Consider the following 24,135-nt stretch of genomic DNA (forward strand, 5'->3'; position numbering starts at 1 on the left):
ATGACCCTAAACGTTGACCATCTGCTGCGCACCGCCGGCAAGCTGCTGCGCAAGGCGCTCAAGGCCTACACCGGCAGTCCGCGAGAGGTGGACCGCCTGGTGTTCAACGATGTGCTGCGCCACGCCGGCAAGCACGGCGTCCTGGACGCTGCGTGGGTCGAGCGCTGGCTGGCCTACCGTGCCAACCGCAACAACACCGCACACGACTATGGCGCGGGCTTTGCCAACGAGACACTCGCTTTGTTGCCGCAGTACCTGCGGGACGTGCGGCAACTGGCGCAGACCCTGCAGGCGGTGTTCGATGCCAGCGCTTGACCCCACGCGGCTGCACCTGCCCGCGCGCCACCTGCACACCCTGCGGGCGCTGTTGCGGCAGCACGTGCCCCGGGCCGAGGTCTGGGCCTACGGCAGCCGCGTCACTGGCGGCGCGCACGAAGGCAGTGACCTCGACTTGGTGCTGCGCGATCCCGACGACCCCACGCGCGATGTCGAGGGCTGGGGCGAGCTCCAGGAAGCGCTGCAAGCGAGCCCCCTGCCGATGCTGGTGGATGTGCATCTGTGGTCGCGCCTGCCCGAGGCGTTTCACCGCCGCATCGAGGCCGGGTATGTGGTGATGCAGCACGGGGAAGGTGCCGCGACCGCTCGGGAGTGACGCCTGGGCTGCCGGCCCGTTCACCCCCGCCGGGACGACACCGCGATGCCGGCGACGATCAGCCCGAAGGCCAGGGCGTGGTAGGCCTGCGGGGTTTCGCCCAGCAGCAGGGACGACATCACGGCCGCGAACAGCGGCGTGAGGTTGGTGAAGAAGCCGGCCACCGTCGGGCCGGCGCGCTGCACGCCCGCCCCCCAGCACCGGTAGGCGATGACCGACGGCCCCACGGCGACGAAGAGCAGGACGGCCGCCAGGGCCCAGCTCCAGTGGATGCGGGTGGGCATGTCTGCGGGCGCGGCGGTGGAGAGCCAGATCCATTCGCCGCCCGCCAGCGCGGCGGCGCTGATCAGGCCGAAGGCGGTTTGCGCCAGCAAAAACGCCGCCCAGTCGCGCCGGATCTCGGGCGATTCGTCGCGCCGGGTGAGCAGCCAGCTGTAGCAGGCCCAGGTGAACGCGGCCGCCAGCATCCAGGCGTCGCCCGGCACGAAGTGCAGTTTCAGCAGGTTGGCCCACTGGCCCTGCGACAACACCACCAGCACCCCGCTCAAGGACAGCGCGGCCCCGGTCAGTTGCTGGCGTTGCACCGGCGCGGCAAAAAACAGCCGGCCCACCAGCATCATCCACACCGGCATGCTCGACGCGACCAGCGTGACGTTCAGCGGCGTGGACGTGTGCAGTGCCAGGTACTGCAGCATGTTGTAGCCCGCCACCGCGAACAGCCCCAGCACGGCAAAGCGCCGCCACTGCCGCCACATCGGGCTGCCCGGGCGCAGCACCCAGTGCGCCAGCGGCACGAGCAGGGCAAAGGCGATCAGCCAGCGCAACAGGTTGAAGGTGATGGGCGGAATCCAGGCCGCCGCCATGCGACCGACCACGGCGTTGCCCGCCCACAGCAGGGGCGGAATGGTGAGCAGCGCGATGGTGGAGGGGGTCAGGGGCGCAGTCGTGTCGCGGGGCATGGGGCGACTGTACCCGAGCCGTCGCGGGGCTGCCGATCACGTCGCCGATGGGCCCTGCCCCAGTCGTGGCACCATTGGGGGTTTGTTTGGCCACTGACCCGCAGGAGACCCCCCATGATGAACAGTCGTGCCGTGCAGATCGACGCCCCCGGCGGCCCCGAGGTGCTGCGCCTCGTCGAGGTGGAGGTGGGCGATCCGGGGCCTGGCGAGGTGCGCATCCGCCACCACGCCATCGGCTTGAACTTCATCGACGTCTACCACCGCACGGGCCTGTACCCGATGCCGCTGCCCGCGCGTCTGGGCATGGAGGGCGCGGGCGTGGTGGAGGCGGTGGGCCAGGGCGTGACGCACCTGGCCGTGGGCGACCGCGTGGCGTATGCGTCCCAGCCGCCTGGCAGCTACTGCGATGTGCGCGTCATGCCGGCCATGAATGTGTGCCGCCTGCCGGACGCCATCTCGTTCGAAGAGGGTGCGGCCATGATGCTCAAGGGGCTGACGGCGCAATACCTGCTCAAGCACAGCCGGCCGGTGGAGGGGCTGCAGCCCGGGGACTTTGTGCTGTTTCATGCGGCCGCGGGGGGCGTGGGCCTGATCGCCTGCCAATGGGCGCGCGCGCTGGGCTTGCGCCTGATCGGCACCGCCGGCACCGACGACAAGTGCGCGCTGGCGATCGCCAACGGGGCCGAGCACTGCATCAACTACCGCACGCAGAACTTTGTCGAGCGCGTCAAGGCGATCACGGGCGGTAGAGGGGTGAAGGTCGTGTACGACTCGGTGGGCAAGGACACCTGGGACGGCTCGCTGGACTGTCTGGCGCCGTTTGGGCTGATGGTGTCGTTTGGCAACGCCAGCGGCCCGGTGCCGCCGTTTGCGCCCGGCATCCTGGGGCCCAAGGGCTCGTTGTACGTGACGCGGCAGACCTTGTTCTCGCACATCACCAGCCGCGAGCGCACGCAGGCCATGGCCGACGACCTGTTTGGTGTCGTGACGTCGGGACAGGTCAAAATCCACGTCGAGCAGCGGTTTGCGCTGGCACAGGTGCAGGACGCTCACCGGGCGCTGGAGGCGCGGCAAACCACGGGCTCGACCGTGCTGCTGCCCTGACGGCTGTGCGGTGGTGCGGCGCCAGCGCGCCACCGCCCGGTCACGGGCGCGTCATGGCCGGTTGGGGGCAGTTTCGCACCAGTAAGCCAACTCGTTGCCGCGGGACGGTTCGCGCACCACTTGCAGCCCGGTAAACCCGTGCGGGCCGATGGCGGGCGATCCGGGCAGGTAGCTGGCCTGATGCAGCAAATACGGTCGGCCGTCCTGCAGCCCCAGCGTGCGTACCGTCACGCCCGCTCCAGGGGCCGGGGGCAGGCGGTTGGCAACTTCCACGATGACCGAGGCGCCTTCCACCAGAGGCCGAGCAGGTCCCTCGTGCGCCGTGGGCTCGATGACGAAGACGCGCGTGGCCCCGGCGTAAGCCACATGGCAGGCCACCGGCTGCGTCAGGGCCGGCGCAGCCAACATGGCGGGCAAGAGAAAAGCGATCGCGCGTTTCACGTTGCCCTGTTTATACATCGGGATTCAGTCGAAGCCGATGCGCTTGACCGCCGACAGCACCTGCACCACCCCGCGAGTGGCTTGACTGAATGGCGTGCCGGGCGCGATGGCGTCCTCCGCCTGACGCCACTCGTGGCGGTTGATCCGTTCGCCCACGCCTGCAGCGACTTGATGGAAGTGCTTGTGACGTTCGACCAATTCGGCAAAGCGTGGCTGCGAACCGAAGCGCTGACGGCCTTCGCCATAGATCCACTTGCCCAGTGCGCAGCAGTCGTCGCGGCGCAGCGTGTCGGTGTCCACGCTGGCCCGGTTTTCGATGGCGTCGCGCAGTTTGACCTTCCACTGCCGATGCGCATCGATGATGCCGTCGACGTCCAGGCCCTGCACAGCGCTGGGGTACTGGCTTTGGCTGCCGGCCAGACGGAACTCATCCACCAGTGCGGCCATGCGCAGCGCGGCATCGCGCTGCGCGGCCGAGGCGGTGGCGGTTTCTTCGGCCAAGGCGGCGTTCTGCTGGGTGTTGCGGTCCAGCTCCTGCACGGCTTCGCCGATCTGCTTGACGCCCAGCTGCTGCTCGCGCGCGGCATTGGCCACCTCGTCCATCAGCTCGCGCGTGCGCTGGGCCGAGGCCACGATGTCCTGCATGACTCCGCCCACGCCCTGCACGACTTCCACCCCAGCGGCCACGTCTTGCACGGTGCGCTCGATCAGGTCCTTGATCTCGCGCGCGGCCTGGCTGGAGCGTTGCGCCAGTTGCCGCACTTCGCCCGCCACCACGGCAAAACCGCGGCCGGCCTCGCCGGCGCGCGCCGCCTCCACCGCCGCGTTGAGCGCCAGAATGTTGGTCTGGAAGGCAATGCCGTCGATAACGCCCGTGATGTCGCGGATGCGCGCGGAGGACTCTTCTAGGCGGCGCATGGTCTGCACGACGCGCTCGACGATCTCGCCCCCGCGGGCCGCGGAGCCGGCGTTGGTCTGCGCCAGGTCGGCCGCCTGTGCCACCAAGTCGGCCGTATGCGCCGAAGTGGACGAGGTCTGCTCCAGCGCGGCGGAGGATTCCTCCAGCGCCGCGGCGGACGATTCGGCCCGCGCGGCGACATCGCGTGCCCCGTGGGTGACTTCGATCGCCGAGTGCACCACCTCGTTGCTGGCGTGACGCACGGCGCGGATGATGTCGGTCAGGGCCGCCTGCAGCATGGCCAGCTCCCGCTGCAGACTGCCGAGGGCGTCATCGGCGTCGGACACGATGGGCTGTCGTAGGTCGCCCATGCTGAGCGTCAGCATGTCACGCCGAATGGCGCGCACGCGCTGCTTCATGGTGCGCATGGTCCACGCCACACCGGCGACGGCACCGGCCACGGCCAGCCCGTCCAGCCCCCAGCGCCAGGCGGGGATGGCGCTGCCGGACGCCCAGCCGACCGCATCACCGATCAGCGGCATGGCCGAAGCGACGATAGCGGTCACACACCCCACGGTCAGGTTGTGGCGCCACCCCTGGCCCCCCGATGGGGCCTGGGTGGGTGCTGTGGCCGTGGAAATCGCCAACGCAGCTTGGGACATGTCTCCTCCATTCTTGTGGGTTGGATGGATCAAGCAACCGACTTTAGCAGAAGGTCACGCCACATCCTCGTCGCGCCAGGCCAGGTGCACGGCCCAGATGTCGTCCAGCCGGCGCAGCAGCGCCTGCACGGCGTCGGGCCAGAAGTGGCGGCCGGATTGCTCCTGCAGCAGCGCCAGCGCGCGCTCGCGCGGCCAGGCGGGCTTGTACGGGCGCGCGCTGGTCAGCGCGTCGAACACGTCGGCCACCGCGACGATGCGCGCCTCGGGGCTGATGGCCTCGCCCTTGAGGCCGTGCGGGTAGCCGCTGCCGTCCCATTTTTCGTGGTGCTGCAGCGCGATCGTGCGCGCCATGCGCAGCAGCGGGCTCGCGTCCTCGCCGATGATGTCGGCGCCCATCTGCGGGTGCTGGCGCATCACGGCCCATTCGGCCTCGTCGAGCTTGCCGGGCTTGAGCAGGATGGCGTCGGGCACGCCGATCTTGCCGATATCGTGCATCGGCGCGGCGGCCAGCAGCAGGTCGGCGTAGCGGCGCGGCGCGCCCAGCTCTTGCGCGATCAGGCGGCTGGTGTGGCTCATGCGGATGACGTGGCGGCCGGTTTCGTTGTCCTTGAACTCGGCTGCGCGCCCCAGGCGGCGGATCACCTCCAGCCGCGTGCGCTCGACCTCGTCGCGCTGCACCAGCGCCAAGTGGTTGCGAATGCGCGCGCGCAGCACCGGCGGCGAGATCGGCTTGGTGACGTAGTCCACGGCGCCCAGTGCGAGGCCTGCGGCCTCGTCCTCGTCGGCGTCCAGCGCGGTGCAGAACAGCACCGGGATGTCGGCCGTGGCCGGGTCGGCCTTGAGCAAGCGCAGCACGTCGTGGCCGCTCATGCCGGGCATCATGACGTCCAGCACGATCAGCTGCGGCGGGGCTTCGCGCACGCGGCGCAGCGCCTCGGTGCCGCTGCGCGCAAACGACAGGCGGTACTCCCCCTCCAGCACCTGGCGCAGCAGCTGCAGGTTGGCCGGCTCGTCGTCGACCAGCAGCAGGCGCGGCGGGGCGTCCAGCTCGGCCCAGGCGCCGAAGTCGGGGGAATGGGCGGTGGCATCAGGCATCGGTCGGGGTCTCCTCGGGGTGGGGGGCGGCGGGCCGCCACTGCGCCAGCCGCGCCAGTGCGGTGTCGAAGTCGAAGGCGTCCAGCGCCTCGCGCAGCGCGGCCGCGTGCGCGGGGTGGGTGACGGCCAGCGCGGCCAGCGCCGCCTCGTCGAGTTCGCCGCGGCGGCAGGCGGCCTCGATCTGTCGCAGCAGCGCTGCGGCGGCGGGCCCGGGTGGGGACAGCGCGTCGGCCGGCGGCATGGCGGGTGCCGGTGCAGGCGGCGGCGCTTGCTGCGCCAGCCAGTCGGTCAACGCCTGCCAGGCCTGCCGCGCCGCCGCGGGGTCGGCCGGCTGGCCTTGCGCAAGGGTGCGCTCCTGTTCGCGCGCGGCCAGCGCCAGCGCGGGCAGCGCCAGGTTGGCCGCCGCACCGGCGATGCGGTGCCATGCGGCACGGTCCCAGCGCTCGACGTCGGCCCAGGCGGGGGCCTGCTGCGCGTACCAGCGTTGCACCTGCGCCACCCATTCCCCGCCCCACAGCGCGCGGCCGTTCGCGGGGTCGGCCACGGGCGGCGCAGGCGCGGCGGGTGCGCCGCCATCCGGCGCTCGGGGCGTCTCCGGTGGCGGTTCGGTCGCCCCGCCGCCAGCGGACGGATCGGGTGGCGGCGCGGCTGCGGGTCCATCGGGCCCGTGCCGGCGCCGGCCGGCCTCGGCCAGCGCACGGCGCAGGGCCTGCGGGTCGATGGGTTTGTCCACGAAGCCGTCCATGCCGGCGTGCAGGGCGGCGGCACGGTCGCTCGCCAACACGCTGGCGCTCAGCGCCAGCACCGGCACCGGCGGCCACCCTTGCGCGCGCTCCCACGCGCGCAGGCGCTCGCAGGTGGCCACACCGTCCAGCCCGGGCATGTGCAGATCCAGCAGCACGACATCCCAGGCGGCGGGATCGGCCTCGTAGTGCGCCAGCAGCGCCGCGCCGTCGGCCACCACGGTGGCGCGGTGCCCCTCGCGTTCGAGCAGGCGCGCCAGCAGCTCGCGGTTTTGTTCCACGTCGTCGGCGGCCAGCACCCGCAGCGGCGCTCCCGGCGCCCCCGTGCCGTCGGTCATCCCGGTTTCCTCGGCGCACAAATCGTCGGGCAGTGTCAACAGCGGCAGGCGCACCTCCACGCGCGTGCCGACGCCGACTTCGCTGCTGAGCGCCACGCGCCCGCCCATCAGCTCGGCCAGGCGCCGCACGATGCTCATGCCCAGGCCCGTGCCGCCGTAGCGGCGCGCGGTGCCGGCGTCGGCCTGCACGAAGGGGTCGAAAACGGCGCGCTGGCGCTCCGGGGGGATGCCGATGCCCGTGTCCTCCACCCACAGCAGCAGGAACTCCCCGGCTACCGCCGCGCCGAGCGTGACGCCGCCGCGCTCGGTGAACTTGAGCGCGTTGCCGAGCAGGTTGGTCAGGATCTGGCGCACGCGGTCGCCATCCCCGTGCCAGCAGCGCGGCAGCGTGACGGCCGCGTCCAGCCGCAGGTCCAGCCCCTTGCGCGCGGCCAGCACGCCGAACTGCGACACCAGGTCGTGCAGCAGCCGGTCCAGCCGGAACGGCACCGGCACGATGCGGAACTCGCCGCGCTCCAGCTTGGCCGCGTCCAGCACGTCGTTGAGGATGCGCAGCAGCGCGCGCGCCGACTCCAGGATGGTGCGCGCCTGCTCGCGCTCGGCGCTGCCGTCGGGCAGCCGCTCGCGCAGCAGCTCCGCAAAGCCGACGATGGCGTTCATCGGCGTGCGGATCTCGTGGCTGACGTTGGCGAAGAAGGCGCTGCGGCTGGCCAGCGCCTGCTCCAGCTCGCGCTGGGTGCGCTGCAGCGCCTGCACCATGTGCACGCGCTCGGTGACGTCGAAGGCGAGCTTGAGCACCGAGCGCACGCGCCCCTCGGCGTCAAGCATCGGCTGGTACCAGCCCGACAGATACACGGTGCGGCCGTCGCGCGTGCGGCGGGGGAATTCGCCCGGCTGCGCCTCGCCGCGCCGCAGCGCGGCCCAGAAGGCGGCCATGTCGGCCTCCTGCGCCTCGTCGGTCCAGACGAGGCGGTGGGGTTGGCCCTGCAGCTCGTGCGGCGCGTAGCCCAGCAGCCCCGCGAGCTTGGCGTTGACCTCGACTAAGGTGCCGTCCGGCGCCAGCACGGCGCGGCCGACCACGTTGTCGATCGCGGCCAGCAGCGCGCGCTCGCGCTCGCGCGCCTCGTGCTCCTCGGTGACGTCGGTCAGGTACAGGTCCAGCACCGGGATCGGCGCGCCGCGCCCGCGCGGATCGGGCTGAAAGTCGTGCGCCACCGCGCGCACGCGCACTTGCCGCCAGCCCCGGGTGGCGTGGCGCACGCGCACCTGCAGCTCGGTCTGGAAGAAAGCCGGGCGCCGATCCGGGATCGCCCGCGCGACGGCGGCGCGGTCGTCCGGGTGCACCAGATCGAGCAGCGACCACTCGCCGCGCCAGTAGCTTTCGGGCGACTGGCCGGTCAGGCCGGCCAGCGACGGCGACACCAGCAGCCGCTCAAAGCCGCCGCCGGCGCGCACACGCACGATGGCGCCGGGCAGGTGGTTCAGGATGTCGCTCAGCAGCGCCTCGCGCTCGCCCAGGCGCCGGGCCAGCGCGCGGTAGGTCGCGATCCCGAGCAGCCCCCAGGCAAAGCCGAACGTCACCGCCACCACCACCGCCACCACCACCGCCAGCTCGAACTGGCGGCTGGACCAGCGCGCAAACGCCGGGTCCACTGGCCCGATGAACAGCGAGGCGTGCATCGCGGTGTAGTGCACGCCGCTGGTGGCCAGCCCCAGGATGCCGCCGGCGATGACGATGCCGGCCAGCCCCGGCAGCCTTGTGTGGCGGCGCAACCATTCGCGCGCGCCCAGTCCCGCCACCGCCAGCGCCACCGCCACCACGATCGACAGCGCGACGCCCGCCGGGTCGTAGCGCAGCGTGCTGGCGATGCGCAGCGCGCCCATGCCGCTGTAGTGCATGGCGCCGATGCCGGCGCCGACCCACACGCCGGCCATGACCACCGCGCGCACGCCGGGGCGGCCCTGCGCGCCGGGCCGCGCGTACAGCCGCAGGCCGATGGCCGAGGCGGCCAGGCTCGGCAGCATCGACAGCGCGGTGATCCAGGGGTCGTAGCGCACCGGCTGGCACAGGTCGGCGGCCAGCATGCCGATGAAATGCATCGCCCACACGCTGACCCCGAGTGCCAGCGACGCCAGCGCGTAGGCGCCGCGCGCCACCACGGGGCCGAAGCGGTCGGCGCGGCGCGCCAGGCTGACCAGCTGCATCGCCGCCACGCCGCCGGCACAGGCGATCAGCAGCGACAGCGCGACCAACCACGGGTCGTAGACGACCGCGGCCAGCGGCCCGGCCTCGTCCCGCCACGCAAACCAACGTTGCCACCATGCGTCCATGCCACCCCCGACCGCTGCGCGCCCATCATAGCGGGGCGCCATGGCGCGCGCGGGACGCGTGGGTACGGACGTTCAGCGCGCGCCGCGCGTCGGCATCACGTGCACCCAGTCGCAGTCCAGCCAGACGCGCAGCGGCTGGCCCGGCTGCAGCACCTGCCGCAGCGGGCCGGAGCGCACCAGCCGCAGCTCCACCCCCGGCAGGCCATCGACGCTGGCGCTGGCCATCGTCGTCTCGCCCAGGTTGCGCACCGTGCGCACGGTGGTGGCCAGTGCCTGCTCGCAGGTGCCGGGGGTGTAGGAACCGGCGGCGCGCTCGCCGTCCAGGTGCAGGCCGTCGCCCTGCACCACCCAGGTGACGCGCTGCCCCGGCGGGATCTTGCCCTTGTCGCGCACGCGCAGCTGCAGCGGGGAAGGGCTGCCATCCGCCAGGTGCCACTGCAGCCAGCCGGCGTCGGCGGCGCGGTCGGCCTCGTCGCGGGGTCCGAGCCACACGCCCTGGAAGCGGTTCTGCACGCCCAACAGATCGGCCACGCGTGCGTTGCGCGGGCTGCGGTAGATGTGCGCCGGCGTGCCGCTCTGCAACACCTGGCCCTGATCCATCACCACCAGCCGGTCGGCCAGGTGGCGCGCTTCGACCATGTCGTGCGTGACGAGGATGATCGGGATCGCCAGATCCTTGCGCAGGTCCGCCAGCAGGCCGTAGAGGCCCTGGCGGTTCATCTGATCGACCGCCGAGAACGGCTCGTCCAGCAGCAGCAAACGCGGCTGGCGCGCCAGCGCCCGCGCCACCGCCACGCGCTGCTGCTGCCCGCCGGAGAGGTTGGCGGGCCGGCGTTGCATCTGCTGCGGCGTCAGGCGCACGTGCTCCAGCCAGCGCGCCGCCTCGGCGCGGCGCTGGCTGCGCGGCCGGTGCAGCAGCGCCAGCGCCACGTTGTCCAGCGCGCTCAGGTGCGGCATCAGCGCGTAGTTCTGGAACACCAGCCCGACGTGGCGCCGTTGCGGCGGCACGAACACCCCGGCCTGCGTGTCCACCCAGACCTCGTCGCCGACGCGGATGACGCCGCGCTGTGGGCGCATCAACCCGGCCAGGCAGCGCAGCAGCGAGGTCTTGCCCGCGCCGGACGGCCCCACCAGCGCCAGCAGTTCGCCGGGCTGGCACTGCACCGCGCCGTGCAGCGGCATCGGCTCGTGCTGGTCGATCTCGACGTGCAAGGCACCGCTCATGACCGGGCCCTCAACGCTTCGCGGTGCGCGCCGCGGCGAAGAACGACGCCGCCACCGCCACCAGCGACAGCACCAGCAGCAGCAGCGCCATGCGGTCGGCCGCCTGCAGGTCGAACGCCTGCACGCGGTCGTAGATGCTGATGGCGATCGTCTTGGTCTCGCCGGGGATGTTGCCGCCGACCATCAGCACGACGCCGAACTCCCCCAGCGTGTGCACGAAGGTCAGCACCGAGGCCGACAGGATCCCCGGCCAGGCCAGCGGCAGCTCCACGCGCCACAGCGTCTGCCAGCGCGACAGGCCGTGCACCGCGGCGGCCTCCGTCAGGTTGGCCGGGATGGCCTCGAAGGCGCGCTGGATCGGCTGCACCATGAACGGCACGTTGAACACCACCGAGGCGATCAGCAGCCCCAGGAAGTTGAACGTCAGCCGGATGTCGAAGTGCTCCAGCATCCAGGCGCCCAGCGGCGACGCGGCACCGAGCGAGACCAGCAGGTAGTAGCCCAGCACCGTCGGCGGCAGCACCAGCGGCAGCACCACCGCCGCCTCCACCAGCGACTTGCCGACGAAGCTGGCGCGAGCCAGCCAGCGCCCCATCCACAGGCCCAGCGGCAGCAGCACCAGCAGGGTCGCCGCCGCCAGCTCCAGCGACAGGATCAGCGCCTGCCAGTCCATCGCGGCGTCACCGCTGCGGCATCGCGAAGCCGTAGCGCACCATGATGGCCTGCGCCTGCGGCGTGGCCAGGAAGTCGTAGAACTGCCGCGCAGCCGGCGGCGCGTCCTTCATCAGCACCATGCGCTGCGCCAGCGGCCTGTGCCACGATTCCGGGATCAGCGCGAAGTCGCCCAGCGCCGCGACCTGCGGCGCCTTGGCCAGCGACAACGCGATGATGCCGCCCTCGGTGGAGCCGGAGGTGGCGAACTGCGCCGTCTGCGCGATGTTCTCGCCGTAGACCAGCCTGGGCTCGATCGCCTCCCACAGGCCGGCGTGCTGCAGCGCCTCCTTGGCGCGCTTGCCGTACGGGGCGTGGTCCGGCGCGGCGATGGCGAACTTGCGTAGCCGCCCGTCCTTCAGCGCCGCGGCCAGATCCTTCAGCTCGCCGTCGGCCTTCAGGCGCGAGCCCTTCGGCACCATGATGCCGATGCGCCCGAAGGCGTAGAGTCGGCCGCGGTCCAGCGTCTTGCCGGCGTCGGCCAGCTTGAAGACGAAGTCCTCGTCGGCCGACATGAAGAGGTGAAACGGCGCCCCCTGCAGGATTTGCGAGTAGAAGTTGCCGGACGAGCCGAACACCAGCCGCAGCTTCTGCCCGGTGCGCTGCTCGAACAGCTTGGCGACCTCCTCCACCGCGAACTTGAGGTCGGCGGCGGCGGCCACGGTGGGCGGGGCAGCCGGGGTGGATTGGGCCAGCGCGGTGCTTTGCCAGCCGATGGTGGCCAGCGACAGCGCGGCGACGGTGATCCAGCGGCGAAGGGGGGATGGCATGGGGGCTCCTTCGGTCAGCGGCTGCGCCGCACGCGCAGGATCTCGTCCAGGATCAGGCCGATGGCGCCAATGGTGATCGCGGTGTCGGCCAGGTTGAAGGACGGAAAGTGCCCGCCGGGGAACAGCGGGGTCAGCCAGCGGAAGTGGAAGTCCAGCATGTCCACCACATAGCCGTGGACCATGCGGTCGATGACGTTGCCGAGCGCGCCGCCGAGCAGGCAGGACAGGGAAAAGGCAAACAGCCGCTGGCCGGCGTGGGCGCGCAGCATCCAGACGATGAAGATGGCCGCCCCGACCCCGATGGCCATGAAAAACCAGCGCTGCCAGCCCCCGGCGTTGGCCAGGAACGAAAAGGCCGCCCCCGTGTTGTGCACCCGCACGAGGTTGAAGAACGACGTTACCGGCGTGGCGTCGCCCAGCCGGTAAAAGACCAGGATCAGCCCTTTGCTGATCTGGTCCAGCAGCAGGATCAGGAACGCCAACCCCAGCCAGGTCAGCATGCCTTTGGACGAGGCCTTGGCCATGGGGCGGCGCGGGCGTCAGGCCGCGTGCCGGGCTTCGCCGGCGCCGTGCAGGTTGCTGGTGCAACGCCCGCACAGGTGGGGGTGGGCCGCGTCGTGGCCGACGTCGGCGCGCCAGTGCCAGCAGCGCGCGCACTTGGCGTGCGGCGACGGCGTCACCTGCACCGCCAGGGCGGCCCCGGCCTGCAGGGTCAGTGCCGACACCAAAAAGACGAACTTCGCATCCTCGCCCAGCGTGGCCAGCAGCGCATGGTCCTCGGGCGGGAGGGTCAGCGTCACCTCGGCCTGCAGCGAGGGGCCGATGCGTCCGGCGCTGCGTTCGTCCTCGATGGCCTTGTTGACCGCATCGCGCACCGCCAGGATGCGCGCCCACTTGGCCAGCAGCGCCTCGTCGGGCGTGGGCAGCGGCAAGTAGGTCTCCGTGAAGATGGAGGGCGAGCCGTTGACCGGGGTGCCGACCAGCGCCCACGCTTCTTCCGCGGTGAACGACAGGAAGGGCGCGATCCAGCGCAGCATGGCATGTGTGATCTGGTGCAGCGCGGTCTGGGCGCTGCGCCGCGCGAGGCTCTTGGGGGCGGTGGTGTACAGGCGGTCCTTGAGCACGTCCAGATAGAACGCCCCCAGATCCTCGGAGCAAAACACCTGCACCTTGGCCACGACGGGGTGGAATTCGTAGACGTGGTAGTGCGCCAGGATCTCGGCCTGCAATTGCGCGGTGCGCGCCAGCGCCCAGCGGTCGATTTCCAGCATCTGCTCCGTGGGCACCGCATCGGCCTGCGGGTCGAAGTCGCTGATGTTGGCGAGCAGAAAGCGCAGGGTGTTGCGCATGCGCCGGTAGGCGTCCACCACGCGCGCCAGGATCTTGTCGTCGATGCCCAGGTCGCCGGAGTAGTCGGTCGCCGCCACCCACAGGCGGATGATCTCGGCACCGAGCTTGCCGCTGATTTCCTGCGGGGCGACGACGTTGCCCAGCGATTTGCTCATCTTGCGGCCTTGGCCGTCCACCGTGAAGCCGTGGGTCAGCAGGCCGCGGTACGGCGCGCGGCCGTACATGGCGCAGGCCGTCAGCAGCGAGGAGTGGAACCAGCCGCGGTGCTGGTCGTGGCCTTCCAGGTACAGGTCGGCTTCCGGGCCGCTGTCGTGGCCGGCACCGGCGTGGCTGCCCTTGAGCACCGTCGTGTGCGTGGTGCCGGAGTCGAACCAGACCTCCAGGATGTCGTTGCTCTTGCTCCAGCGGGACGGGTCGCCGCCGTCGCGAATGCGCTGCAGGATGTCGGCGGGGGTGAGCTTGCTCCACGCCTCGATGCCGCCTTGTTCCACCACCTCGGCGGCCAGGTCGATGATCTCGGGCGTGCGCGGGTGCGGCTCGCCGCTGTCCACCTCCAGCAGGAAGGGCAGGGGCACGCCCCAGCTGCGCTGGCGGCTGATGCACCAGTCGGGCCGGTTGGCGATCATGTCGCGCAGCCGTGCGCGGCCGTTTTCCGGGTAGAACTGGGTGTGCTCGATGGCCTCCAGCGCCATCTCGCGCAGGGTGCGCGGCGCTGGGTCAGTCGCGAAGATGCCGCGCGTGGCCGCCGTGGGCGCATCCATGCGCACGAACCACTGGGCCGCGGCGCGGTAGATCACCGGCGTCTTGTGGCGCCAGCAGTGCGGATAGCTGTGCGTGATGGTCTGGGTGGCGAACAGGCGACCCGCCTCGCGCAGCGTATCGATGATCGCCGGGGCCGCCTTCCAGATGGACTGTCCGCCAAAGAGGGGCAGCTCCGGCGCATACACGCCGTTGCCCTGCACGGGGTTCAGAATGTCGGCCAGCGCCAGCCCGTGCGCCACGCAGGAGTTGAAGTCCTCCACACCGTAGGCAGGCGCGGAGTGGACGATGCCCGTGCCGTCGTCGGCGGTGGCATAGTCGGCCAGATAGACGGGGGCGAGCCGGTCGTAGCCCGGGTGCACATGGGCCAGCGGGTGGTGGAAGTTCAGCTTTTCCAGCGCGCGGCCGGGCACGGTGGCCAGCACCGCCCCCTCCAGGCCGTAGCGCTGCAGGCAGGACTCGACCAGCGCCTCGGCCAGCACCAGCAGGCCGCGCGGCGTGTCCACCAGGGCGTAGAGCAGCTCGGGGTTGAGGTTGAGCGCCTGGTTGGCCGGAATGGTCCACGCGGTGGTGGTCCAGATGACGGCGAAGATGGGTCGCCCCTGCAGACCGGCGGGGCTGGCGTGCGGCAGCCCGCTGTCGCGGAAGAAAGCCTGCAGCAGCTTGTCCGGCTCCGCGCACAGAAAGCCGACGTCCAGCGTTTGGCTCTGCTTGTCGGCGTATTCGATTTCGAACTCCGCCAGCGACGAGCCGCAGTCGAAGCACCAGTACACGGGTTTGAGCCCGCGGTACACGAAGCCCCGCTCCATCACGCGCTTGAAGGCGCGGATCTCCTCGGCCTCGTTGCGAAAGTCCATGGTGCGGTAGGGCCGCTCCCAGTCACCCAGCACGCCCAGGCGTTTGAAATCGGCGCGCTGCTGGTCGATCTGCTCGGTGGCAAAGGCGCGCGCCTTGGCCTGCATCTCGTCGCGGCTCAGGCCCCGGCCGTGCAGTTTCTCGATCGCGTTTTCGATCGGCAGGCCGTGGCAGTCCCAGCCGGGGATGTACTGCGCGTCGAAGCCCGCGAGCTGGCGGGCCTTGACGATCATGTCCTTGAGAATCTTGTTGACCGCGTGGCCGATGTGGATCTTGCCGTTGGCATACGGCGGACCGTCGTGCAGGATGAACTTGGGCGCGCCGCGGCGCGCCTCGCGCAGACGGCGGTAAATGCCCTGGGCCTCCCATTGGCGCACCCAGTCCGGCTCGCGCTGCGGCAGGTTGCCGCGCATGGGGAAAGGGGTGTCCGGCAGATTGAGCGTGTGGCCGTAGTCGGGGGCCGGGGCGGAGTCGCGGCGGTCGGTCATGATGGGCGGGCGGGCGTGGGGCCGTGCGCGGCAAACCAGGCGCGGGCATCGGCGCAATCCTGTGCGATGCCGGCGGTCAGGGCATCCAGGCTGTCGTACCGGCGTTCGTCGTGCAGCTTGTGCAGCAGTTCGACGCGGATGATTCTACCGTAGGCCTCTCCCGGCACCGGGGCGTGCGCCAGGGCGGCGCGCACCCGCTCGGGCCAGTCCAGACAGTGGGTTTCCAGCAGCACGCGGCCGCCGTTGACGTCGTTGGGATCCAGCGAGGGGCGCACGCCCAGGTTGGCCACGCCGGGCAGGGGGGCGGCGTCGGGCGCCGGATCCAGCCCATACACCTGCACGACGAAAATGCCGCTGGCGGCCGGCTTCCAGTGGTCGAAGCGCAGGTTGAGGGTGCGAAAGCCGTCCCCGTGACCGGAGGCCGACTCGCCGAGGGCGCGGCCCAGCTTGCGCCCGTGCACCACGTGCCCGCTGATGGCGTAGGGGCGCCCCAGCAGCGCGGCGGCGCGGGCCATGTCGCCGGCGGTGAGCGCCTCGCGCACGGCCGAGCTGGACACGCGCAGCCCGTGCACCTCGTAGCTCATCATGCGCGCGACGTCGAAACCCCGGGCCTCGCCCGCCGCATCGAGCAGCGCGTAGTCGCCGCGGCGCTGCGCGCCGAACCGAAAGTCGTCGCCCACCAGCACATACCGCGCCCCCAGGGCGCCGACCAGCACCTCGTCCACGAACGCATCGGCCGACAGCCCGGCCAGCGCGTCGTCGAACGGCAGGATCACGCATTCGTCGATCCCGCAGCGGCGCAGCTCGGCCAGCTTGTCGCGCAGCGTGGCGATGCGCGCGGGCGCCAGTTCCGGACGGCGGTGGCGGGCGGCGAAAAAATCCCGCGGATGCGGCTCGAAGGTGACGGCGCACGATGGCACGCCGCGGTGCCGCGCCTCGTTGATGAGCAGCGCCAGCATCGCCTGGTGACCGCGGTGCACCCCGTCGAAGTTGCCGATGGTCAGCGCCCGCGACACGGCGGGGCGCTGGCGCAGGTTGTGCAGGCCGTAGGTGATCTTCATGTGGTGGGCGGGCGGCTGTCACGCGAACGTCGCCAAAGCGCGTTACTATGACACAGCCATGAGGGTGCTGAAGCTGACCGGGCAAGGCCTGCCGCAGGCGTGGTTGACGCTGGAGGAGGCCGTGCTGCACTACGCCGCCGGCGATGTGCGCTGGGTGGCGGGGGCGCACATCGCCACGTTTCGCGGCGGGCACAACGCGCGCACCGGCCAGCAGTCGGTGGTGGCGGTGCACTCCATCATCGGCACCCGGGGCCAGACGGCGATCAACCCGTTCGACATCGTGCCGTCGCTGTCCAACGCCAAGCTGTTCGCCCGCGACCGGCACCTGTGCGCGTATTGTGGGGACCGCTTCGACGACGCCCTGCTGACGCGCGAGCACATCCGGCCGCTCGCGCAGGGCGGGCGTGACCACTGGATGAATGTGGTGACCGCCTGCCGCGCCTGCAACCACCGCAAGGGCAACCGCACGCCCGAGCAGGCGCACATGCCGCTGCTGTACGCGCCGTACATGCCGAGCCTGTGGGAGGACTTCATCCTGCGCAACCGCCGCATCCTGGCGGACCAGATGGAGTTTCTGATGGCGCATCTGCCGCGGCATTCCCGCCTGCACGCCTGACCGCACGGCGCAAGGCGCGCCCGCCCAGGTTGGGCCGGGTCTGCGCTGCTGCACGCCAGCGCCCATGGCGCGGAAAAGCCGGTTACGATGGCTCCACCGCGTCGCCCCGATCATCCCCTTCCGTCGCGTAGGAGTCCTCCATGCCGGACGCCCGTGCCACCGCTGCCGCAGACGCCCACCGCTGGCGCTTCTTCCGCGCCGGCGGCGTGGAGCAGGTGCGGCTGGACCATGCCGCCGACCTGTGGGCCCTGGCGGAGCTGGACCCCAAGCTGTGGGCGGCGCTGGCCTGCCCCACCGCAGGGCTGGCCATTGCGCCGCAGACGCTGGCCGCGCTCGACAGCGACAGCGACGGCCGCGTGCGGCTGCCCGAGGTGCGTGACGCCGTGCGCTGGGTGTGCCAGCGGCTGCGCGATCCGGCGCTCATCTTCGCGCCCGGCGATGCCTTGCCGCTGGCGGCACTGACCGACGACGAAGAGGGGGTGGCGCTGCAGGCCGCCGCGCGCGAACTGCTGGTGCGCGCGGGCCGCCCGGGCGCCGAGGCGCTGCAGGCGTCGGACATGGCGGACCTGGCGCAGGTCTTCCCCCCGGCGTTGCCGAACGGCGACGGGGTCGTGCCGGCCGATCTGGCCCGTGCGGAGGACGCGGGCCTGGCGGACTGGGTGGAGCGGATCGCCGCCGCACGCGGGGCGACGCCCGACCGCAGCGGCCAGCCCGGCATCGACGCCGAGGCGCTGGCCGCGTGCGAGGCCGACGTGGCCGCGGTGCTGGCGTGGCAGGCAGCCCGGCCGCCCGGCGACGCGCAGGCGATGGCCGCGGCGCTGCACGCGGTGGATGCCGTGGCGGCCAAGGTGGAGGATCACTTCACCCGCTGTCGGCTGGCCGCGTTCGACCCCCGGGCCGCGGCCGCCCTCGATTGGACGCCCGATCAGGTGCAGGCCCTGGCCGATCAGGCGCTCAGCCCGGATCGGCCCGAACTCGCCGCCTTGCCGTTGGCCCATGTGCAGCCGTCGGCCGTGCTGCCGCTGCGCGACGGCATCAACCCCGCCTGGGCGGCGGCCATCGCCGCGCTGCGCGAGCAGGCCGTCGCCCCGTTGCTGGGCGAGCGCGACACCCTGGAGGCCGACGACTGGGCACGGTTGCGCGAGCGCCTGGGTGCCTGGCGCGCGTGGGCGGCGGCACGCCCGGACACGCCGGTTGCCGATTGGGATGCCGATACCCTGGCCCAGTGGCGCACCGCCGATGTGCCCGCGCGGCTGCGGGCCCTGATGGCGCGTGATCGCGAGGCCGCCGCGCTGGCGGATCGTCTGGATGCGCTGCAGCGCCTGCTGCTGTGGCGCCGCGATCTGGGCGTCCTGTTGCGCAACGTCGTCAACTTTGCGGACTTTTACGGTGGCACGCAGCCGGCCGCCTTCCAGGCCGGCACGCTGTTCATCGACCAGCGCGAATGCCAGCTGTGTCTGCCCGTGGCCGATGCGGCCGCACATGCGCAGCTCGCCGCCTACAGCGGGCTGTATCTGCTGTACTGCCACTGCGAGCGCGCCGGCGAGCCGCCGATGACCATCGTCGCCGCCCTGACCGCCGGCGATGCGCCGGACTTCATGGTCCCGGGGCGCAACGGGGTGTTCGTCGATCGCCAGGGGCGGGACTGGAGCGCGCGCGTCGTGCGCGTGGTGGAAAACCCGATCAGCGTGCGCGAGGCCTTCTGGGCCCCCTACAAACGGATCGCGCGGCTGATCGGCGAGCAGGTGCGCAAATTCGCCGCGGCCCGCGAGCAGGCGGTGCAGGCCCAGGCGGCAGAGCGGGTGGGGGCGGGCGCCGAGGCCGTGCAACAGCCCGCGGCCAAGCCTGCCGGACAGCAGGCGTTCGACATCGCGCGCTTTGCGGGAATCTTCGCCGCGATCGGTCTGGCGCTCGGGGCGATCGGCACGGCGCTCGCCGCCGTGGTCACGGGCTTCCTGCAACTGGCTTGGTGGCAGATGCCGCTCGTGGTGCTGGGGTTGATGGTGCTGATCTCGGGGCCGTCGGTGCTGCTGGCGTGGCTCAAGCTGCGGCAGCGCAACATCGGTCCCCTTCTGGACGCCAACGGCTGGGCCGTGAATATTCGCGCCCGCATCAGCATCCCCTTTGGCGTGCGGCTGACCGCGCTGGCGACGCTGCCCCCCGGGGCCCAGCGCGGCGGGGCGGATCCGGATGCCGACGCGCCGTCGCCCTGGCGCTGGCTGGTGCCGCTGCTGGCGGCGTTGGCCGTGGCCGTGTGGGGGTGGCGCGCCGGCTGGTGGGGGGGGTGAAGCCCTAGCGCCGCAGCATCCAGCGCAGCAGCCGCGCGCTGAAGGCACCGTAGGGCGGCCGCACCCAGCGGTCGAAGACCGCGCCCACCAGCGGGTGCTGCAGGTACACCCCTTTCAGGTGCGAGAACCGGTCGAACCCATGCCGGCCATGGTAGGCCCCCATGCCGCTGGGCCCGATGCCGCCAAACGGCAGACCGTGCTGGGGCTGGTGCAGCATGCAGTCGTTGACCGCGGCCATGGCCGACTCCACGCCGCCGTCGTAGGGAACGATGGGCGGCAGCGGGCCAAAAATTTCCTCGCGCATCAGCGCACAGTCGGCCGGTGGGTCCAGCACGGCGACCGGCCCCATGCAGCGCGTGCCGGTGGGCCCGGCATCCCGGGCGCACCAGTGTGGCACCGCCCGCCGCGGCTTCTTCCGCCAGCCGTTGCATGCGTGCCCAGGCGGCGGTGGAAATCAGCGCGGTGTAGTCCGGGTCGGCCTCGCCCAGCGGCCAACGCCGCCGCACACTCTGGCGCAGGGCGGCCACGAAGTCGGCCTGCCGCGCACGTGGCACCAGACAATAGTCCGGCGCGATGCAGGTTTGCCCGGCGTTCCAGCCCTTGGCGGTGGCGATGCGGTCGGCCGCTTGCGCCAGATCGGCGCCCGGGCCCACGATGGCCGGGGATTTGCCGCCCAGCTCCAGCGTCACGGGGGTGAGCTGCGCGGCAGCGGCTTGCATCACCAGCCGCCCGACGCCCATGGGGCAGGGCGCTCAGGCCGCCACGCCGGCCTCGTCCGTCATGCGGGCGGCGACTTCGCCCAGGTGGTGCAGCGTGTCGCCAAAGGTCAGCTCCAGCTGCGTCAGCGTCTTGAAGCAGTGGCTGACGACGTACTCGTCCGTGACGCCAATGCCGCCGTGCAGTTGCACCGCCTGCTGGCCCACGAAGCGCATCGATCGCCCGAGCTGCACCTTGGCCCGTGCCAGCGCCTGGCGGCGTAGCGGGGCGGGCTCGCCGAGCTTGAGCGTGGCGTAGTAGCTCATGCTGCGGGCCAGCTCCAGTTCCATCTTCATGTCGGCTGCGCGGTGGCGCAGCGCCTGGAAGCTGCCGATCGGCACGCCAAACTGCTTGCGCGTGTTCAGGTACTCCAGCGTCAGCGCCAGGGTGCGGTCCATCACGCCCACGGCTTGCGCGCAGGCCAGCGCAATGCCCACGTCCACGGCCCAGGCCAGCGCGGTGTCGCCGTCGCGGCTGACCAGCCGGGCCGGCGCACCGTCCAGCACCAGATCCGCGGCCCGACTGCCGTCCTGGGTGGCGTAGCCGGTGGCGGCGGCGCCGGGGGCGCCCCGTTCCACACAAAACAGCGCCAGCGCGCCATCCAGCCGCGCGGGCACCAGCCAGGCATCGGCGCGGTCCCCGGCCGGCACCACATGCTTGGTGCCCGCCAGCCGCCAGCCCGCCCCGTCGGCCGTGGCGGTGGTGGTGCAGTGGTCCAGCCGGTGCCGGCCCCGCCGCTCCGTGTGCGCCAGCACCATCCGGTCGCCCGCAGCCAGGCGCGGCAGCCAGTCGGCCTGCAGCGCGGCGTCGGCATGGCGCTGCAGCACGGCGGCGGCCAGCAGCGTCTGCGCCAGCGGCTCCATCACCAGGCCGTGGCCCAGCGCTTCCATGACGACCATGGCCTCCACCGGGCCCAGGCCCAGCCCCCCGTGCGCCTCGGGCACGGTCAGTCCGGTCAGGCCCAGATCGGTCAGCTCGCGCCAGACATCGGCGTCGAAGCCCCCCGCCGCGACGATGCGGCGACGGCGCTCGAAGTCATAGCCTTTGTCGGCCCAGCGTTGCACGGCATCGCGCAGCTGGATTTGCTCGTCGGTGAAATCGAAATCCATGACGGTCTCCAGGATCGGGGATCAGCCCAGCAGCGTCTGGGCGACGATGTTGCGCTGCACCTCGTTGCTGCCGCCGTAGATGGTGGTCTTACGCATGTTGAAGTAGCGCGGCGCCAGGGGGGCCAGCGTGGGGTCACCCCCCAGGGCGGCGGCCGTGGCGTGCCCCTCCAGCGCGTGCTCCAGGTAGGGCAGGGCCATCGGGCCGGCGACCAGCATCATCAGTTCGGTGGTGCGCTGCTGGATCTCGCTGCCGCGGATCTTGAGCAACGCGGCGATGTCCAGCGCGGGCTTGCCGCTCTTTTCCGCCGCGAGCACGCGCAGCACCAGCATTTCCAGCGCGACGATGTCCACCTCCAGCAGCGCGATCTGGTCGCGCAGGCGCGGATCGTCCCACACGCCCTCGGTCTGCGCCAGGCGCTTGAGGCGCTTGAGCTCGCGCTTGGCGCGGTTGACGTCGGCGATGTTGGCGCGTTCGTGCGACAGCAGGTACTTGGCGTAGGTCCAGCCCTTGTTTTCCTCGCCGATCAGGTTGTCGGCCGGCACGCGCACGTTGTCGAACCAGACTTCGTTGACCTCGTACTCACCGTCCAGCAGCCGGATGGGCCGCACGGTGATGCCGGGCGACTTCATGTCGATGAGCAGGAAGCTGATGCCTGTCTGTGGCTTGCCCTCGGTGCTGGTGCGCACCAGACAGAAAATCCAGTCCGCGTGCTGGCCCAGCGTGGTCCAGGTCTTTTGCCCGTTGACGATGTAGTGGTCGCCGTCGCGCTCGGCACGGGTGCGCAGGCTGGCCAGGTCCGAACCCGAGCCCGGCTCGCTGTAGCCCTGGCACCACCAGACCTCGCCGCTGGCGATGCCGGGCAGAAAGCGCCGGTGCTGCTCCGGCGTGCCGAACGCCATGATGACGGGCGCCACCATCACCGGGCCGAACGGCAGGATCGGGGGGGCGCCCGCTTCGGCCAGGGCCTCGTCGAACAAGTGCTGCTGCACCGGTGTCCAGCCCGGCCCGCCGAAGGACACGGGCCAGCGGTAGGCCAGCCAGCCCTGGCGGCCCAGGATGCGTGCCCACCCCTGAATGTCGTCCTTGCTCAGGCGCAGGCCCGCGTGCACCTTGGCGGCCAGCTCGGGGGCCAGGTGCGCCGCGATCCAGGCCCGCACCTCGTCGCGAAAGGCCAGTTCCTCGGGCGTGAATGCCAGATCCATGCATCGTCTCCTCGTCGGTCGAAGCCCTGTTTATGCACGGTCGTTCGGTTTTGCGCTGTCGGGGGCGCGACAGCGCCAGCCGCTACACTGCCGGGCCATGAGCGCAGCCCCCCGACCGACCCCCCGCCCGCTGGTGATTCTGATCTCCGGCACCGGCAGCAACATGCAGGCCATCGTGCGCGCGGCGCAGGCGCAGCGCTGGCGCGAGCGCCATGGGGCGTTCGTCGCCGCCGTCATCAGCAACCGGCCCGACGCCAAAGGGCTGGCCTGGGCGGAAGGGGAGGGCCTGCCGACCGCGGTGGTGGACCACAAGGCCTACCCCAGCCGGGAGGCGTTCGACGCGGCGCTGGCCGAAGCGATCGCGCGCTTCGACCCGGACGGCCGGGCGCTCGTGGTGCTGGCCGGCTTCATGCGCATCCTCACGCCCGGCTTCGTCGAGCGCTTCGCCGGGCGGCTCCTCAACATCCACCCGTCGCTGCTGCCGGCCTTTCCGGGGCTGCACACGCACCGGCGCGCCATCGAGGCGGGCTGCCGCTTCGCCGGCGCCACCGTGCACCTGGTGACGGCGGAGCTGGACCACGGCCCGATCCTGGAGCAGGCGGTGGTGCCGATCCTGCCCGGTGACACGCCCGAGACGCTGGCCGCGCGCGTGCTGACGCAGGAGCACCTGATCTACCCGCGCGCCATCGAGCGCTGGCTGCGCGACGCTGGCGCCTGACGTCCATCGTCTGGCGCCGTCGGTCATCGCCGGGGCGCGCCGCATCCGGCACAGTGGGGCCCTGGTCTTTGTCCGCCCCTCTGGAGCCGTTCTCATGTCCGCCGTTGGCCGAATGTTTGCCCGCACCTGCGCCGCCGCCGCGTTGACCCTGCCGCTGTGCGCGGCAGCCGCCCCTGCCTCTGTGCCGCCCCTTGTCACCAGTTACCTCGACCTGCCCTACGGCCGCATCGCCTACGACGACACCGGCGGCCCTGGGCCGTTGGTGCTGGCCATCCCCGGCATGGGCGATCTGCGCAGCGAATACCGGGCGCTGCGGCCCTTGCTGTGGCGCGCCGGCTACCGCGTCGTCACCATGGACATCCGCGGCCATGGCGATTCGTCGGTGGTCTGGGGCGACTATTCGTCCCGCGCCGTCGGGCTCGATGCGCTCGAGCTGATCCGGCACCTGCAGGCCGGGCCGGCGGTGATCCTGGGCAACTCGTTTGCCGCCGGCTCGGCGCTGTGGGCCGCGCACGAGATGCCGGCGCAGGTGCGCGGCGTGGTGCTGCTGGGGCCGGTGGTGCGCGACGGCGAGCCGCCGTGGTGGGCGCGCGCGGCGGTGGCGGTTGGCTTCGCCGGCCCGTGGCGCACGGCTTTCTGGATGGCGTTTTGGGACAGCCTGTTCCCCCTGCGCAAGCCGGACGATCACGCCCAGGCGCGCGCCGCGCTGGCGGCCAACCTGCGCGAGCCGGGGCGCATGGCGGCGCTGCGCACGATGGTGGGCCTCTCCAAGGCCGACACCGAGGCGATCGTGGGACGTAGCCGGGTGCCCGCGCTGGTGGTGATGGGCACGCGCGACTCCGACTTCCCCGATCCGGTGGCCGAGGCGCGCTGGCTGGGCGAGCAGTTGGGCGCCGCGCCCGTCCTGGTGGAAGGCGCGGGCCACTATCCGCATCTGGAAGTGCCGGAGCAGGTCGCACCGGCGCTGCTGGCGTTTCTGGCCCGCACGGCCCCGCTGCGATGAC

21 protein-coding genes and 1 pseudogene are annotated in these 24,135 nt (G+C 71.8%); 7 read left to right on the forward strand and 15 right to left on the reverse strand.

Going from position 1 to position 24,135, the window contains the following annotated elements; translation table 11 throughout:
• Nucleotides 1–315, forward strand: a complete 315-nt coding sequence (locus A9O67_RS06335; protein WP_082955414.1) for a nucleotidyltransferase substrate binding protein — start codon at nucleotides 1–3, stop codon at nucleotides 313–315.
• Nucleotides 302–652, forward strand: a complete 351-nt coding sequence (locus tag A9O67_RS06340) for a nucleotidyltransferase family protein (RefSeq protein WP_068608539.1) — start codon at nucleotides 302–304, stop codon at nucleotides 650–652. Before A9O67_RS06335 ends, A9O67_RS06340 begins: the two co-directional genes overlap by 14 nt.
• Nucleotides 653–672: 20 nt before the next feature.
• Here A9O67_RS06340 and A9O67_RS06345 read toward each other — a convergent pair whose 3' ends face one another.
• A complete protein-coding gene (locus A9O67_RS06345; RefSeq protein WP_068608541.1) occupies nucleotides 673–1,611 on the reverse strand; it encodes a DMT family transporter in 939 nt (312 codons plus the stop codon).
• A 114-nt stretch (nucleotides 1,612–1,725) separates the two neighbouring features.
• On the opposite strand from A9O67_RS06345, the gene A9O67_RS06350 reads away from it, so the two are divergent.
• Complete coding sequence (locus A9O67_RS06350; RefSeq protein ID WP_231960248.1) at nucleotides 1,726–2,715, forward strand: quinone oxidoreductase family protein; 990 nt, start codon at nucleotides 1,726–1,728, stop codon at nucleotides 2,713–2,715.
• A 51-nt stretch (nucleotides 2,716–2,766) separates the two neighbouring features.
• Here A9O67_RS06350 and A9O67_RS06355 read toward each other — a convergent pair whose 3' ends face one another.
• Genes A9O67_RS06355 through A9O67_RS06400 form a run of 10 tightly spaced genes read right to left on the reverse strand, consistent with a single transcriptional unit; the run spans nucleotide 2,767 to nucleotide 16,441 of the window.
• Entirely contained in the window at nucleotides 2,767–3,156 is a 390-nt protein-coding gene (locus A9O67_RS06355) for a hypothetical protein (protein WP_156682272.1), read from the reverse strand.
• Nucleotides 3,157–3,180: 24 nt separating this feature from the next.
• On the reverse strand, nucleotides 3,181–4,716 hold the full coding sequence (locus tag A9O67_RS06360; protein ID WP_082955415.1) for a methyl-accepting chemotaxis protein: 1,536 nt from the start codon (nucleotides 4,714–4,716) through the stop codon (nucleotides 3,181–3,183).
• A gap of 54 nt (nucleotides 4,717–4,770) precedes the next feature.
• Nucleotides 4,771–5,811 (reverse strand): response regulator, encoded by a 1,041-nt coding sequence (locus A9O67_RS06365; RefSeq protein ID WP_082955416.1) that lies wholly within the window; start codon nucleotides 5,809–5,811, stop codon nucleotides 4,771–4,773.
• Nucleotides 5,804–9,265 (reverse strand): MHYT domain-containing protein, encoded by a 3,462-nt coding sequence (locus tag A9O67_RS06370; RefSeq protein ID WP_082955417.1) that lies wholly within the window; start codon nucleotides 9,263–9,265, stop codon nucleotides 5,804–5,806. The genes A9O67_RS06365 and A9O67_RS06370 overlap by 8 nt, the downstream gene beginning before the upstream one ends.
• A gap of 30 nt (nucleotides 9,266–9,295) precedes the next feature.
• Complete coding sequence (locus A9O67_RS06375) at nucleotides 9,296–10,447, reverse strand: ABC transporter ATP-binding protein (RefSeq protein WP_068608548.1); 1,152 nt, start codon at nucleotides 10,445–10,447, stop codon at nucleotides 9,296–9,298.
• Nucleotides 10,448–10,457: 10 nt separating this feature from the next.
• Entirely contained in the window at nucleotides 10,458–11,120 is a 663-nt protein-coding gene (gene modB / locus A9O67_RS06380) for a molybdate ABC transporter permease subunit (RefSeq protein ID WP_068608551.1), read from the reverse strand.
• Nucleotides 11,121–11,127: 7 nt separating this feature from the next.
• Complete coding sequence (modA, locus tag A9O67_RS06385; protein ID WP_068608553.1) at nucleotides 11,128–11,928, reverse strand: molybdate ABC transporter substrate-binding protein; 801 nt, start codon at nucleotides 11,926–11,928, stop codon at nucleotides 11,128–11,130.
• 14 nt (nucleotides 11,929–11,942) lie between these two features.
• Entirely contained in the window at nucleotides 11,943–12,452 is a 510-nt protein-coding gene (gene lspA, locus A9O67_RS06390) for a signal peptidase II (protein WP_068608555.1), read from the reverse strand.
• A 15-nt stretch (nucleotides 12,453–12,467) separates the two neighbouring features.
• Nucleotides 12,468–15,380: an isoleucine--tRNA ligase gene (gene ileS, locus A9O67_RS06395; protein ID WP_068608556.1), complete on the reverse strand. Its 2,913-nt coding sequence runs from the start codon at nucleotides 15,378–15,380 to the stop codon at nucleotides 12,468–12,470.
• Nucleotides 15,377–16,441 (reverse strand): bifunctional riboflavin kinase/FAD synthetase, encoded by a 1,065-nt coding sequence (locus A9O67_RS06400; RefSeq protein ID WP_068608558.1) that lies wholly within the window; start codon nucleotides 16,439–16,441, stop codon nucleotides 15,377–15,379. The genes ileS and A9O67_RS06400 overlap by 4 nt, the downstream gene beginning before the upstream one ends.
• 58 nt (nucleotides 16,442–16,499) lie before the next feature.
• On the opposite strand from A9O67_RS06400, the gene A9O67_RS06405 reads away from it, so the two are divergent.
• Together A9O67_RS06405 and A9O67_RS13785 are read left to right on the forward strand one after the other, a co-directional pair.
• A complete protein-coding gene (locus A9O67_RS06405) occupies nucleotides 16,500–17,057 on the forward strand; it encodes an HNH endonuclease (RefSeq protein ID WP_068608560.1) in 558 nt (185 codons plus the stop codon).
• A gap of 140 nt (nucleotides 17,058–17,197) precedes the next feature.
• Nucleotides 17,198–19,345: a hypothetical protein gene (locus tag A9O67_RS13785; RefSeq protein WP_068608562.1), complete on the forward strand. Its 2,148-nt coding sequence runs from the start codon at nucleotides 17,198–17,200 to the stop codon at nucleotides 19,343–19,345.
• Nucleotides 19,346–19,349: 4 nt separating this feature from the next.
• Here the strand turns inward: A9O67_RS13785 and A9O67_RS13790 are convergent, their stop codons facing one another.
• The 4 genes and pseudogenes from A9O67_RS13790 to A9O67_RS06425 all read right to left on the reverse strand — a co-directional run bounded on the left by A9O67_RS13790 (nucleotide 19,350) and on the right by A9O67_RS06425 (nucleotide 22,413).
• Nucleotides 19,350–19,694 (reverse strand): hypothetical protein, encoded by a 345-nt coding sequence (locus tag A9O67_RS13790; RefSeq protein ID WP_068608564.1) that lies wholly within the window; start codon nucleotides 19,692–19,694, stop codon nucleotides 19,350–19,352.
• Between the two features lie 34 nt (nucleotides 19,695–19,728).
• Nucleotides 19,729–20,085, reverse strand: a pseudogene (locus A9O67_RS14040) (aldehyde dehydrogenase family protein); the annotation flags it as partial.
• A gap of 12 nt (nucleotides 20,086–20,097) precedes the next feature.
• On the reverse strand, nucleotides 20,098–21,210 hold the full coding sequence (locus tag A9O67_RS06420) for an acyl-CoA dehydrogenase family protein (protein WP_068608566.1): 1,113 nt from the start codon (nucleotides 21,208–21,210) through the stop codon (nucleotides 20,098–20,100).
• Nucleotides 21,211–21,231: 21 nt separating this feature from the next.
• The gene (locus A9O67_RS06425; protein ID WP_068608568.1) at nucleotides 21,232–22,413 is read right to left on the reverse strand and encodes an acyl-CoA dehydrogenase family protein; all 1,182 of its coding nucleotides are present in this window, start codon (nucleotides 22,411–22,413) and stop codon (nucleotides 21,232–21,234) included.
• Between the two features lie 97 nt (nucleotides 22,414–22,510).
• Here A9O67_RS06425 and purN point away from each other — a divergent pair, with 97 nt between their 5' ends.
• Together purN and A9O67_RS06435 are read left to right on the forward strand one after the other, a co-directional pair.
• Nucleotides 22,511–23,131: a phosphoribosylglycinamide formyltransferase gene (purN, locus tag A9O67_RS06430; RefSeq protein ID WP_068608570.1), complete on the forward strand. Its 621-nt coding sequence runs from the start codon at nucleotides 22,511–22,513 to the stop codon at nucleotides 23,129–23,131.
• A gap of 94 nt (nucleotides 23,132–23,225) precedes the next feature.
• Nucleotides 23,226–24,134, forward strand: coding sequence for an alpha/beta fold hydrolase (locus A9O67_RS06435; protein WP_197484450.1), 909 nt, complete (start codon nucleotides 23,226–23,228; stop codon nucleotides 24,132–24,134).
• Nucleotide 24,135 lies beyond the last annotated feature (1 nt).

It is taken from the genome of Tepidimonas fonticaldi (assembly GCF_001675355.1).
Classification (GTDB): Bacteria; Pseudomonadota; Gammaproteobacteria; order Burkholderiales; family Burkholderiaceae_C; genus Tepidimonas; species Tepidimonas fonticaldi.